We start from the raw sequence: 12857 nt of genomic DNA, 5'->3' as shown, positions 1-12857 counted from the left end.
CTGGTAGGGTGGCATAGGGGAGGGACTATGGCCAAGCTGGCGCTGGCACCGATGTTGATGGCAATGGTGGCGGGCGCCGCGCAGTGTCAGGCCCCGGTGCAGCCGGTCACGTCTGTTGCGCCGACGGATGCAGCGCCGTCTGCCGAGCAACCCTTCATCAAGCCCGCCACGATCGACGACGCGCTCGAGGTTAGCGGCGACAGCGTAGCGGCCAAGCAGATCAACACGCGCATGCTGATCGGGGTCGAAGTGAATGGCCAGGGACCGTTCAACTTCTTTGTCGACAGCGGGGCGGATCGCACCGTTGTCGGCGAGGCGCTCGCGCAGCGGCTTGGCTTGCCGACCGGACCGGCGGTGATGTTGAACAGCATGAGCGGGGCGAAGCTGACGCCGACGGTGCGCATCGATACGCTGCGCGTCGGCAGTAGCGTGGTTCGCGACATCGCCGCGCCGCCACTGCCGGAACGGTATCTCGCCGCGCAGGGATTGGTCGGCATCGACGCGCTGGCCGACCAGCGCCTCAATATCGATTTTGAGCGTAAGCGCGTCACCGTGCAGGACACACACCGCTCCGACCTGCAGGCCGGCCCGGGCGAAGTCGTTGTGGTGGCACGACGCCGCAAGGGGCAGCTGATCCTCACGCAGGCGCTCGCCGGTGGCAGCAAAGTTGCCGCGGTGATCGATACGGGGACGGAGATCACGGTGGGGAACAGCGCGCTGCGGGCCAAGCTCATGCGTCGCAGCAAGCTTCCCTTCCAAACCGCAACACTGATGAGCGTGACCGGTGAATCCTTCATTGCCGACCTGATCCGGGTGCCGGAACTGAAGATCGGCTCGATCCTGTTTCGTGACGTCACGATCGCCTTCGTCGACGTGCCGCCGTTCAAGCTGTTCGGCTTGCAGAACGAGCCAGCCATCATGCTCGGCACCGATGTGCTGGAAGGATTTGCGCGCGTATCGCTGGATTTCCGGCGGCGGCGCGTCCGCTTCTCGCTGCGCCCCGGGAGCCGTTGATCGCCCCGGGATAATTACCATATGATGGACAGTTGCCGCATCGATCGCGGCGCCGGAGTGTTCATGACCGAAGCTTTCCCCGTATTGCCGTTGCGCGACATCGTCGTGTTCCCGCAGATGATCGTTCCCCTGTTCGTGGGCCGCGACAAGTCGGTCGCCGCGCTGGAAAGCGCGATGGCGGCGGACAAGACGATCTTTCTCGTTTCGCAGATCGATCCTGCCGAGGACGATCCCGATGCCGACGCCTTGTTCGACATCGGTGTTACCGCCACCGTCCTACAGTTGTTGAAACTGCCCGATGGCACGGTTCGCGTGCTCGTTGAGGGCAAGCAGCGTGCGCGGATGACTCGCCTGCACGCCGTGGCAACGCATCTCACGGCGGAGATCGAGCTGCTCGGCGACGGCGAAGCCGATCCCGCGTCGGACGATATCAAGGCGCTGATGCGCTCGGTGTCCGATCAGTTCGAGCGTTACGCGCAGCTCAATCGCAAATTGCCGGACGAACTGCCCGGCCAGTTGGCGGAGATCGAGGATCCGGCGCGCCTGGCTGATGCGGTCGCCGGCAATATCTCGGTCAAGGTGTCCGACAAGCAGGCGATGCTGGTCGAAAGCGATCCGGCCAAGCGGCTGGAAATGGCGTTCGCCTTCATGGAAGGCGAGCTGGGCGCATTGCAGGTCGAGAAGAAGATCCGCAGTCGCGTGAAGCGGCAGATGGAGAAGACCCAGCGCGAATATTACCTCAACGAGCAGCTGAAGGCGATCCAGCGGGAGCTGGGGACGAGCGAGGGTGAGGAAGGCGGCGACGAGATCGCCGAACTGACTCAGAAGATCGCGAACACCAAGCTGTCGAAAGAGGCCCGATCGAAGGCCACGGCTGAGCTGAAGAAGCTGCGCACGATGGCGCCGATGTCGGCCGAAGCCACGGTCGTCCGCAATTATCTCGATGTCCTGCTCGGCTTGCCATGGGGCAAGAAGTCGAAGATCAAGAAGGACATTGCGGCGGCGCAGGCGGTGCTCGACGAGGACCATTATGCGCTGGAGAAGGTGAAAGACCGGATCGTCGAATATCTCGCGGTCCAGGCGCGCACCAACAAGCTGAAGGGCCCGATCCTGTGCCTGGTCGGCCCTCCCGGCGTCGGCAAGACCTCGCTTGGCCGCTCGATCGCCAAGGCGACGGGGCGCGAGTTCATCCGCCAGTCGCTGGGCGGGGTACGCGATGAAGCGGAGATCCGCGGCCACCGCCGGACCTATATCGGGTCGCTGCCGGGCAAGATCGTGTCGAACCTGAAGAAGGCCGGCACGTCGAACCCGTTGTTCCTGCTCGACGAGATCGACAAGCTCGGTCAGGATTATCGCGGCGATCCCGCGTCGGCGTTGCTCGAGGTGCTGGATCCGGAACAGAATAACAAGTTCCAGGATCATTATCTGGAGATCGATATCGATCTGTCGGACGTGATGTTCGTCACGACGGCAAACTCGCTCAACCTCCCGCAGCCGCTGCTGGATCGGATGGAGATCATCCGGCTGGAAGGCTATACCGAGGACGAGAAGGTCGAGATCGCCAAGAAGCATCTGTTGCAGAAGCAGATCGATGCGCATGGCCTGAAGCCGGAAGAGTTCGTGCTGACGGACGAGGCGCTGCGCGACCTGATCCGCTATTATACGCGCGAAGCGGGTGTCCGCACGCTGGAGCGGGAGATCGCAAAGCTCGCCCGCAAGGCGCTGCGCAAGATCCTTGAGCTGAAGGAGACATCGGTCACCATCACGCCGGAGAATCTTGGCGACTATGCCGGCGTGCGCAAGCATCGCTTCGGCGTGTCGGAGGAAGAGGATCAGATCGGTGCGGTGACCGGTCTGGCCTGGACCGAGGTTGGCGGCGAATTGCTGACGATCGAGGCGGTTACCGTGCCCGGCAAGGGGCAGGTGAAGACCACGGGCAAGCTCGGCGAAGTGATGCAGGAATCGATCCAGGCCGCCTGGTCCTTCTTGCGGGCGCGCGCGCCGATCTACGGCATCAAGCCCAGCATCTTCGCCAAGAAGGATGTCCACATCCACTTGCCGGAAGGCGCGGTGCCGAAGGACGGTCCGTCCGCCGGCATCGGCATGGTCACGGCCTTGATCTCGACGCTGACGGGCATTCCCGTGCGGCGCGAGGTCGCCATGACCGGCGAGGTCACGCTGCGCGGCCGCGTGCTGCCGATCGGTGGTTTGAAGGAAAAGCTGCTGGCGGCGCTGCGGGGCGGCATCACCACCGTGCTGATCCCGGCGGAAAACGAGAAGGACCTCGCGGATATTCCCGCCAATATCCTGGAGGGTCTGGAGATCGTGCCCGTCAGCCATGTTGATGACGTGCTCGTTCGCGCGCTTGCCCAGCCGATCGTCCCGATCGAATGGACGGAAGCGGACGAACTTGCGACCGAGCCGCCGCTCGCGCAAATCGGCGCGGAACCGGGCGCGAGCGTCGCAAGGCACTAAAACGCATCAGCTTTCCTTTGACTCACCCCGCCGGCTTGGCATTAGATGAGCGCTTGCGTTCGTCCGGCCGAGCCGGCGGAAAGGGGGATTGATGAACAAACAGGAACTGATCGCTGCCGTCGCGGATCAAACGGGGCTGGCGCGTAACGATGCCGCCAAAGCCGTCGAATCACTGATCGAGACGATCATCGCGCAACTGAAGAAGGGCGAAGAGGTCCGCATGGTGGGCTTCGGAAATTTCTCCGTAAGCCGTCGCAAGGCCTCCATCGGTCGCAACCCGCGCACGGGCGAACCGATGAACATCAAAGCCACCAGCCAGCCCAAGTTCCGGCCCGGCAAGGTGCTGAAGGATTCGGTGAATTAGGCTGCGTCGATCTTCATCAGCCGTTCATTGAACGGGGTAGATTTCCGCGGATGCGCGGGAGCATGAGTTCCTTCTAGACTTCCCGCCAGTAATGGCGGGAGGCACGTGTGACGACGACGCCGATGTGGGGACCTTTCCGTGGCCCCCATGATGCTGCCCATCGCCTGAGTGGCTTTGCCGATGTCCATGTCGGTCCTGACGTGGGAATATGTTGGGCGACGCGCGGGGGGATAATCCCTATTCGCAAGCCCAGTTTTAACGCTGATGGCTATGGCTCGCTGCTGGTGGTGCAGTTTGACGATAAGTCGCCGTTGCATCCGGGTGCGTCGCTGGGCTTTTTTGGCTCGGTCGCTCAGGCATTCCATGATGCCATGGAATTTTATGGCGAAGCTCAGCTGTTGAACAGCCAGGTCGCCATGGCCCAGGGGCAGATGATCAACCATACGCTCAGCCGAATATTTTCATCCAAATATCGTTCCGACGGCATTGGTGTCGCATTGGATGTGTTAGCCGTCGTTCTGACGGTAGCAGCGATAGGCTCCGGCGTTGGCGCGATCGCAATGGCCGGTTTTGTCGGCGGTTGCGCACTGTTGACGATGGATGGCTCGGCCTATGTCGTCGAGATCGCGGGTTATGACGACGCGGCGGACTCCATCAAACGCTGGACAGAAGTGCCGCGGATCATCGCGACGGCAGCGACGCTGCCAGATGCCGCCTACGGTGGTTACAAGATAGTTCGCGAAATGGTCGAGTTGAAGTCGCTGCGGGCCGCTTCGCTGGCGACGGCCGGGCGGGCAGAAGCGGATGCGGCGAGGGTGGGGCGCGGCGCAAGCGGCCTGACTGAGGCAGAACGGATGAACTACGCGCAGCGCTATGCCGAAATCGGTGAGCGGGCACGTGCTCGCGCTTCAGATCGCGCGGCTCGGCTGCGATCCAAGTGGGCGCATGAGGTCATGCCGCGCGCAACCGTGCCAGGTTCCGTGTATCTGCTTGTCGATGACGAACTGAAGCCGGATAACGAGAATATGGTAGCGCGTTATCTGCGCCAATATGCCTTTCACGTGACGAGCGTTAGACGCAACCATGAATGATCCGGTCTCCGCGGGAGGCAAAAAAGCTGTTCGTTTCGCGCTCTCCACCGTGCCAGCCTTGGTCACTACGCCGACGGCAGTCGTTTTGCCTATCGGTGTTTGGCTCCATAATCCGGGACCTGCGGTAAGTACGGGCTTTACCCTAGCTATAATCGTGCCGATGATCGTGGAATATATGCGCCGCGGCAGCCTTTCCGCCAGCAAACCTGCGACGCGTGAGACGCTGCGGGGACTGATTACCTTCATTTACGTGGTCACGCCGCTTCTGGCTCTCTCGGGGCTTCTTCTCAGTTTAGTGGCGGTTGGAACCTGCTTCGGTCGGGTTTGCTCGACCACGGACACGATCGTCGGCGTCATGGCATGTGTCTTCGCGATCATCGCAACGGGTACGAGCGTGATGCTGATCGGATTATTACGGTCCGCATCATGGGCGCAGTATCGCGCGGCCTCCGCACGTGGCGCGGAAGGCTGAAGCGCACGTCTCGATTTCGCGGCATTGTCTCCCAGCTGTGCGTGTTTGGGCGGTGGTCGCACAATGCAGCGCCGCTCTGGACATAGCGGGCGTGGCCCGGTAACCGGCGGCGAACGGGCGCATAGCTCAGCGGTAGAGCACTGCCTTCACACGGCAGGGGTCGCAGGTTCAATCCCTGCTGCGCCCACCAGGATCGAGCCCCGGAAGCCTAAGGCTTTCGGGGCTTTTTCAATTCTGCATCAGGTGGTCGGTCTTCCCGATGCTGGCACGGGCGCGAGGGATTGATGGCAGGACCGCTACAAGGCCTGAAGATATTGGAATTGGCGCGGATCCTGGCCGGGCCCTGGGCCGGGCAAACGCTGGCAGACCTTGGCGCGGACGTGATCAAGGTCGAGAGCCCAGACGGTGACGACACGCGCAAATGGGGCCCACCCTTTGTGGCGGCCGCAGACGGTGGCGATCTCTCCGCCGCGTACTTCCATGCCTGCAATCGCGGCAAGCGATCGATCGTCGCCGATTTTACGACGCCGGAAGGGCGCGCGCTGGTCGAGCGGCTGGCGGCATCGGCCGATGTCCTGATCGAGAATTTCAAGGTGGGCGGCCTGGCCAAATACGGGCTGGACCATGCCAGCCTGTCGAAGATCAATCCGCGCCTGGTTTATGCGTCGATCACCGGATTCGGTCAGGACGGGCCTTATGCGGAACGTGCCGGCTATGATTTCCTGATCCAGGGCATGGCCGGGGCGATGTCGATCACGGGCGATCCGGACGGCGCGCCGACCAAGACCGGCTTTGCGATGGCCGATATCTTTTCGGGCCTGTACGCGACCATCGGCATCCTGGCGGCGCTGCGGCAGCGGGAGGAAAGCGGGCAGGGGGCGTGGATCGATTGCGCGCTGATGGACAGTCAGATCGGCGTCCTTGCCAATCAGGCGCTCAATTATCTGGTTTCGGGCAAGGCGCCGCAGCGGCTGGGCAATGCCCATCCCAGCATTGTCCCCTATGAGGTCTTCCCGGTCATCGATGGCCATGTGGTCATCGCTGTTGGCAATGACGGCCAGTTTCGGCGGCTGTGCGAGGTGTTGGGAGAGCCGGCGCTGGGGACGGACCCGACCTTTGCGACCAACCCGCTTCGGGTTCAGCACCGCGGCGCCTTGATCGGCCGGCTGGCCGCGCTGACGTTGCGCTTTCAGCGCGACACGCTGTTGCGCAGCCTGGAGGGAGCGTCGGTGCCGGCCGGCCCGATCAATACGATCGCGCAGGCTTTTGACGATCCCCAGGTGCGCCATCGGCGGATGCAGCTGGACTTGCCCGCCGCACGCGCGGCGGGTGGCTCGATCCCAGGGGTGCGTACGCCCTTGGTGATCGACGGCGTGCCGGCCGCGCATGACCGTCCGTCGCCGCGCATGGGCGCCGATGAGGCCGACATATTAGCGGATCCGGCATGGCGCCTGGACTGATCTTTGGGGCCGACGGCGAGGGAGGACGCGGCGTCTTTCCCCTTGGTCGCCGATGACCGAATACACGAACGCCGGCCGGCAATAAGCCGACCGGCGCCCGATGCATCATGCGTTGATCAATAGCAGAAGCGGTTGATCAAATTCTCCAGCCGCTCCTGACCGCCGGAGCGGGGCTGCGGATTGAGGTTCTTCGACAGGGCAAGGTCGGCGACGTCGGCCAGCGATCCGGTCGATGCCGTCTGGCCGATCTCCCCTTCCCAGCCGGCGTACCGCGCCTTCTTGAAGGCATCGAGGCGACCGTCTTCGATCAGAGCCGCCGCGTTGAGCAGGCCCTTCGCGATCACGTCGATCGCGCCGACATGGCCGTAGAACAGATCGGCCGCATCGACGCTCTGGCGACGCACCTTCGAATCGAAGTTGAATCCGCCGTCGGTGAAGCCGCCGGCGCGGAACACTTCCAGCATGGCCAGGGTCATTTCCTCGACCGAGTTCGGGAATTGATCCGTATCCCAGCCATTCTGGTGATCGCCGCGATTGGCGTCGATCGAGCCGAAGATGCCAAGTGCATTGGCCATGGCCAGCTCATGTTCGAACGTGTGGCCCGCGAGCGTGGCATGGTTCGCCTCGATATTGACCTTGACCTCATTCTCCAGGCCGTAGCGCTTGAGGAAGCCATATACGGTGGCCGTATCGAAATCATATTGATGCTTGGTCGGTTCGTGCGGCTTGGGTTCGATCAGAATCGTGCCGTTGAAGCCGATTTTGTGCTTATGCTCGACGACCAGGTTGAGGAAGCGGCCGAGCTGATCCAGCTCCTTCTTGAGATCGGTGTTCAGGATCGTCTCATAGCCCTCGCGACCGCCCCACAGGACGTAGTTGGAGCCGCCCAGGCGATGCGTTGCTTCCAGCGCGCCACGGACCTGCATCGCGCCGAACGCGAACACTTCCGGATCCGGGTTGGTGGCGCCGCCGGAGGCGAAACGCGGATGGCTGAACAGATTGGCCGTGCCCCACAGGAGCTTGCGGCCCGTCTCGCCCTGCAGCCGCTCCAGATCATCGACCGCCTCGGCCAGATATTTCTGATGCTCGGCGGCGTTCGCGGCGACCGCCATCACGTCCACGTCGTGGAAGCAGTAGAAAGGCACATCGAGCTTCTGGATGAAGTCGAAGCCTTCGCGGCGCTTCCACGCGGCGGCCGCACTATCCATCGTGCCTGCCAGCCACGGACGATTGAACGTGCCCGCGCCGAAGATATCGGCACCGGGCCAGGAGAAGGTGTGCCAGAAGCAGACGGCGAAGCGGAGATGATCCTCCATCGTCTTGCCCATCACGACCCGGTTCTTGTCGTAGAAACGGTAGGAGAGCTCGTCGGTCGAGTCCGGCCCCTTGAAGGTGATCGGCGCGATCTCTGCGAAATAATTAGGTTGGGTCGACATTATTGGCCTCTCATTTTGGGGCTGATGTGGGGATAGGCTTCCTTGAACGCCTGCTTCTTGGGCGCCAGCAAGGCGACGTCTTCCGGGTCCGGCTGGATCACGCGTTCGACGGGCGGTGGGGCACAGATCGTACGCGGATCGCCTTGATCGACGGCGACCTGCGCCAGCCGGGCAGCGCCGAGCGCAGGGCCGACTTCGCCGCCGCGCAGATAGACAAGCGGCGTTTCCATCGCCGCGCTGATGATCCGGCCCCAATAAGCGGACCGGGCACCGCCGCCGATGACGGACAATTGCGCGACCTGCGTGCCAGCATCCCGCAAGGCATCCAAACCGTCGGCGAGGGCGAAGGCGACGCCTTCCAATACTGCCTGCGCCAGCGTCCCCGGACTCGTATCATTGTCGAGATTGAGGAAAGCGCCGCGGACGAGGGCATCGTTATGCGGTGTGCGTTCCCCCGACAGATAAGGGAGGAACAGTTCCTTGCCACGCGCCGGTCCGGTGCTTTCGGCCCGGCTGAACAACTCAGGCGCGCTCGCCGCCCCCGTCAGCCGCGCCACCCAATCGATGCAGGATGCCGCACTGAGATGGACCGACATCTGATGCCACATGTTGGGCAGGGCATGGCAGAAGGCGTGGACCGCACGCTCCGGATTGGGACGGAACGTCTCGGTCGCGATGAAGATGACGCCCGACGTGCCGAGCGACAACAGCGCGTCGCCATCCGCAACGACGCCGACGCCGATCGCCCCGGCGGCATTGTCGCCACCGCCACCGACGACCGGAACCGCCGGCATGCCCCAGCTTTCGGCGACCTCCTGGCGCAGCGTGCCGGCAATGTCCGATCCTTCGAACAGGCGCGGCATATGGTCCCGGCCGAGGCCGGTCGCAGCCAGCAGCTCGTCGCTCCAGTCGCGCTTGGCGACATCCAGCCAGATCGTGCCGGCGCTATCCGACATGTCCGACGCCTTGTCGCCGGTCATGCGGAGCCGGACATAGTCCTTGGGCAGCAGGACGGTACGGACCTGATCGAAAATGTCGGGCTCATGCTTGCGCACCCACGCCAATTTGGGCGCCGTGAAGCCCGGCATCGCCAGGTTCCCGGTGATGGCATGAAGCGCGGGGACGGCGGCGGTCAGCTCCTCGCATTCCGCATAGGAACGGCCGTCGTTCCACAGGATGGCGGGCCGCAGCGGCTTGTCCGCCGCGTCCAGCAAGGTGGCGCCATGCATCTGGCCGGCAAGGCCAATGCCGCGCACGGAGCGCCGGACCGCCGGATCGATCGCGCGGACGGCAGCTTCCGTTGCCGCCCACCAATCGTCCGGCGCCTGTTCCGACCAGAGCGGGTGAGGACGGGACACGGACAGCGCCGCCGTTCCCTGACCCGCGACACTGCCGTCGGCCGCGATCACGACGGCTTTCACGCCTGACGTGCCGATGTCGATACCCAGAAACATGCGGCGCGATCCTTAATCGACGAAGGGGTTGAGGGTCTGGATCGTCCCGTCTGGATTGAACTTCAGTTCCGTGACCTTAACGTTGCGCAGGTGGTTCTTGTTGGAAATCTGCGTATCCGCATAGAAAAGCCACCATTTACCATCCTTCTGGATGATCGAATGATGCGTCGTCCAGCCTTGAACGGGCTTCAAGATGTGGCCCGTATAGGTGAATGGCCCGTAGGGATTCGTGCCGATCGCGTAGTTCAGGAAATGCGTATCGCCGGTCGAATAGGTGTAATAATATTTGCCGTCTTTCTTGAAGACCCAGGAGGCTTCGAAGAAACGCTTCTCATGGTCGCCGCCCAATACGGGCTTGCCCTTCTCGTCGAGGATGACGGCATCGCGCGGCGCCTCGGCCAATTGCTTCAGATCGGGGGTGAGGCGGGCGATCTTGCCCGACAGCGCCGGCTTGTCGTCCTGCTGAAGATCGGTGTCGGTGCCGTTCGGATCGAACGTGCCGGTCGCCCAGCGCTGGAGCTGGCCGCCCCAGATGCCGCCGAAATAGAGATAGGCCTGATTGTCGTCATCGATGAAGACGGCAGGGTCCATCGAATAGGCGCCCTTGATCGGTTCCGGTTCCGCCTTGAACGGGCCCATCGGGTTCTTCGAGGTCGCAACGCCGATCTTGAACTGGCCGAGACCGCGCGGATCCAGATTCTTGTCCCGCGCCGGGAAGAACAGATAATAGGTGCCGTTGCGATAGGCGGCATCCGGTGCCCACATCTGCTGCGATGCCCAGGGGACGTCCTTCACGTCCAGCGCGACCGGCCCGATCTTCACCGGCGCCCCGACATGATCCATTTCCAATATGCGATAATCGTGCATGGCATATTGATTGCCGAGATCGTCGTTCGGAATATCGGTCGGCACGTCATGCGACGGATAGACGTAGATCTTGTTATTGAAGACATGCGCTGACGGGTCAGCCGTGTAGATTTCCGTAACCAGCGGCTGCGAGAGATAATGCTTCCCCTCCGGCGAAACCTTGGGGACGACCGGTGCGGCAGCGCCTGCGCTTGCCAACGGCCAGGTCATCAGCGTGCCGGCAAGCGCCAGGCACTTCAGTTTCGAACGCAGCATCATTCCCTCCTATCCAAGAATTCGCCACGTCCTGTCAGGGACGCAACGTGCCTTCATCGTCTGTGCGATGATGGGCTGATAGCGCTACCAATAGCTGCCGATCCGCGTCGATCAAGCGCTTCCTATGCCAGAATGGCGAATCCGCTGTGATCGTTTCGGAACCGTTCGATCGCGCATCGGTTCATCCGACAAGTTCACCTGGACGGAGAATGGTGCATGGCCGATACCCCGACCGACGGCAACGAGCCTGCCGTCGCCCCCAAGGCGAAGACAAAGCCCGCTGCAAAAACTGCCGCGCGTAAACCGGCGGCGTCCGCCGCCAAGCCAGCTGCCGCTGCGAAGCCGGCCAGCAAGGCTGCGGCCAAGCCGCGCACCAGCGCTGCACGCGCGTCCAAAGCGAGTGGGCCGGCGGCCAAAACCGCCCGGTCGCGCACTGCTCCGAAGACCAGCGTATCGCGCAGTGCTGCCAAGCCGAAGCCGGCCAGCGGCAAGGGCAATGCCAAGACGAGTTCGCCGGTGAGCGTCAAGAAAGCGGCCGCAGGTGCGGGCATTTTCGCGATTGTCGCCGCTTCTGTCGCTGCCATCTTCGGCGGCAAGAAAAAGTAAGGTTCGGATCCGGGCCATCGCGCCCGGATCACCAGATCCCAGTCCCGAAATCCGTTAGACGCGCTGCAGGCTATAGCGTCTCGGAGCAGCGAACCCCGTCGCAGGCGCGATGCAGGCGCCAGGATATCGCCGCCGCACCCAGGCACATTACGGCGACCGCCGACAGCGCCTGGATCACGGAAACGCCCACCGCCGCCAGCGTCACCGCGCCAACCGCGCCGATCACCATGGCACCCGAATTGACGATGTTGTTCGCCGCGACCGTCCGCGCCGTATGATCGCTCTCGACCGTCGTGGTCAGGAATGCGTAGAGCGGGACCACGAACATTCCGCCCGTGACCGACACGCCCAGCAGCGCCAGAGCGACCAACGGTGCATCGGGATGCGTTGCGAAATCCCGGAACGAATAGAGGATGCCGTCAGGCGCCGGCTGCCACTGATGGGCGGCGTACGTCATCAGCAGGACGAATCCGGCCATACCGATAACGGATGCCGGCGCGTAGCGGGCCGAAACGCGGCCCGCGAGCAGCCGGTTGATCAGCACCGATCCGATCGCTACCCCGATCGAGAAGATAGCGAGGAACAGGCTGGCGACCTGCTTGTCGGCGGTGAACACATTCTTCACCAGGGGGGGGAATTCAATCACCAGCACGGCGCCGATCATCCAGAAGAAGCTGATCGACAGGATGGCGAGAAACAGCCGCGGGATATGCATCGTCGCCGAAACTAAGGTGATCGAGGCGCGCAGAATGTGCAGATCGATCGGCGGGCTTTTGCCCGTGGCCGGGGCGGGGGGAATCTCCCGGGCGGTCAGCCAGCCGATCGCGGCAACGGCCAGGACCAGTATCGCAGCAAGGCGGGGATTGATCAGACCGGCAAGAATCGTTCCGCCAAGGATCGCGATATAGGTGCCGGCTTCGACCAGGCCGGTTCCGCCCAGGACTTCGCCGCGGCGGAGATGTTGCGGCAGGATGGCATATTTGATCGGCCCGAAGAAGGTGGAATGGGCGCCCATCGCGAGCACCGCGCCCAGCATCAGCGGAACCGAGGCAAAGAGCAGGCCGGCCGCCCCAACGATCATGATGGCGATTTCAGCCGTCTTGATGATGCGCACGATCCTGGCCTTGTCATGGCTATCCGCCAGCTGGCCGGACAGCGCCGACAGCAGGAAGAAGGGCAGGATGAACAGCCCCGTCGCGATGGCATTGAAGGCCGCCTCTTTTTTCGCATCCGAATAGATCGAATAGGTCGCGAACAGGACCATCGCCTGTTTGAAGAGGTTGTCGTTAAACGCGCCCAAAAACTGCGTCGCAAACAGCGGCAGGAAGCGGCGTTTGCCTAAAAGCCGGAACGATGGAATCAT

At 63.0% G+C, this 12857-nt stretch carries 11 protein-coding genes and 1 tRNA gene; 8 read left to right on the top strand and 4 right to left on the bottom strand.

Going from position 1 to position 12857, the window contains the following annotated elements; genetic code table 11:
- The first annotated feature begins 27 nt into the window (after positions 1–27).
- From ACSBM8_RS10725 to ACSBM8_RS10695, 7 genes are all read left to right on the top strand, one after another.
- On the top strand, positions 28–1014 hold the full coding sequence (locus ACSBM8_RS10725) for an aspartyl protease family protein (RefSeq protein ID WP_442678020.1): 987 nt from the start codon (positions 28–30) through the stop codon (positions 1012–1014).
- A gap of 63 nt (positions 1015–1077) precedes the next feature.
- Positions 1078–3489, top strand: coding sequence for an endopeptidase La (gene lon / locus ACSBM8_RS10720; RefSeq protein WP_442678019.1), 2412 nt, complete (start codon positions 1078–1080; stop codon positions 3487–3489).
- A gap of 91 nt (positions 3490–3580) precedes the next feature.
- Positions 3581–3853, top strand: a complete 273-nt coding sequence (locus ACSBM8_RS10715) for an HU family DNA-binding protein (RefSeq protein ID WP_442678018.1) — start codon at positions 3581–3583, stop codon at positions 3851–3853.
- 107 nt (positions 3854–3960) lie between these two features.
- Positions 3961–4944: a hypothetical protein gene (locus tag ACSBM8_RS10710; RefSeq protein ID WP_442678017.1), complete on the top strand. Its 984-nt coding sequence runs from the start codon at positions 3961–3963 to the stop codon at positions 4942–4944.
- Entirely contained in the window at positions 4937–5416 is a 480-nt protein-coding gene (locus ACSBM8_RS10705; protein ID WP_442678016.1) for a hypothetical protein, read from the top strand. Before ACSBM8_RS10710 ends, ACSBM8_RS10705 begins: the two co-directional genes overlap by 8 nt.
- A 115-nt stretch (positions 5417–5531) precedes the next feature.
- Positions 5532–5606: transfer RNA gene (locus tag ACSBM8_RS10700), tRNA-Val, on the top strand.
- Positions 5607–5700: 94 nt separating this feature from the next.
- Positions 5701–6876: a CaiB/BaiF CoA transferase family protein gene (locus ACSBM8_RS10695; protein ID WP_442678015.1), complete on the top strand. Its 1176-nt coding sequence runs from the start codon at positions 5701–5703 to the stop codon at positions 6874–6876.
- 116 nt (positions 6877–6992) lie between these two features.
- On the opposite strand, the gene xylA is transcribed toward ACSBM8_RS10695, so the two are convergent.
- From xylA to ACSBM8_RS10680, 3 genes are read right to left on the bottom strand one after another with little or no spacing between them, the layout of a single operon-like run.
- Positions 6993–8312: a xylose isomerase gene (gene xylA, locus ACSBM8_RS10690; RefSeq protein WP_442678014.1), complete on the bottom strand. Its 1320-nt coding sequence runs from the start codon at positions 8310–8312 to the stop codon at positions 6993–6995.
- Entirely contained in the window at positions 8312–9766 is a 1455-nt protein-coding gene (xylB, locus tag ACSBM8_RS10685) for a xylulokinase (protein ID WP_442678013.1), read from the bottom strand. The genes xylA and xylB overlap by 1 nt, the downstream gene beginning before the upstream one ends.
- Before the next feature lie 12 nt (positions 9767–9778).
- Positions 9779–10843 (bottom strand): glycoside hydrolase family 43 protein, encoded by a 1065-nt coding sequence (locus ACSBM8_RS10680; protein ID WP_442681559.1) that lies wholly within the window; start codon positions 10841–10843, stop codon positions 9779–9781.
- Positions 10844–11104: 261 nt separating this feature from the next.
- Between ACSBM8_RS10680 and ACSBM8_RS10675 the strand changes: the two genes are divergently transcribed.
- The gene (locus ACSBM8_RS10675) at positions 11105–11494 is read left to right on the top strand and encodes a hypothetical protein (protein WP_442678012.1); all 390 of its coding nucleotides are present in this window, start codon (positions 11105–11107) and stop codon (positions 11492–11494) included.
- A 70-nt stretch (positions 11495–11564) separates the two neighbouring features.
- On the opposite strand, the gene ACSBM8_RS10670 is transcribed toward ACSBM8_RS10675, so the two are convergent.
- Positions 11565–12857: an MFS transporter gene (locus tag ACSBM8_RS10670; protein ID WP_442678011.1), complete on the bottom strand. Its 1293-nt coding sequence runs from the start codon at positions 12855–12857 to the stop codon at positions 11565–11567.

It is taken from the genome of Sphingomonas sp. ASY06-1R, assembly GCF_052180265.1.
In the GTDB taxonomy this organism is placed as follows: Bacteria; Pseudomonadota; Alphaproteobacteria; order Sphingomonadales; family Sphingomonadaceae; genus Sphingomonas_I.
This window is presented reverse-complemented; position numbering and strand designations above follow the sequence as displayed.

Excerpts from the sequence above, each read along its gene's own strand:
- ACSBM8_RS10725 (WP_442678020.1), top strand. The coding sequence starts at position 28 with ATGGCCAAGCTGGCGCTGGCACCGATGTTGATGGCAATGGTGGCGGGC.
- lon (WP_442678019.1), top strand. The coding sequence starts at position 1,078 with ATGACCGAAGCTTTCCCCGTATTGCCGTTGCGCGACATCGTCGTGTTC.
- ACSBM8_RS10715 (WP_442678018.1), top strand. The coding sequence starts at position 3,581 with ATGAACAAACAGGAACTGATCGCTGCCGTCGCGGATCAAACGGGGCTG.
- ACSBM8_RS10705 (WP_442678016.1), top strand. The coding sequence starts at position 4,937 with ATGAATGATCCGGTCTCCGCGGGAGGCAAAAAAGCTGTTCGTTTCGCG.
- ACSBM8_RS10695 (WP_442678015.1), top strand. The coding sequence starts at position 5,701 with ATGGCAGGACCGCTACAAGGCCTGAAGATATTGGAATTGGCGCGGATC.
- xylA (WP_442678014.1), bottom strand. The coding sequence starts at position 8,312 with ATGTCGACCCAACCTAATTATTTCGCAGAGATCGCGCCGATCACCTTC.
- xylB (WP_442678013.1), bottom strand. The coding sequence starts at position 9,766 with ATGTTTCTGGGTATCGACATCGGCACGTCAGGCGTGAAAGCCGTCGTG.
- ACSBM8_RS10680 (WP_442681559.1), bottom strand. The coding sequence starts at position 10,843 with ATGACCTGGCCGTTGGCAAGCGCAGGCGCTGCCGCACCGGTCGTCCCC.
- ACSBM8_RS10675 (WP_442678012.1), top strand. The coding sequence starts at position 11,105 with ATGGCCGATACCCCGACCGACGGCAACGAGCCTGCCGTCGCCCCCAAG.
- ACSBM8_RS10670 (WP_442678011.1), bottom strand. The coding sequence starts at position 12,857 with ATGATTCCATCGTTCCGGCTTTTAGGCAAACGCCGCTTCCTGCCGCTG.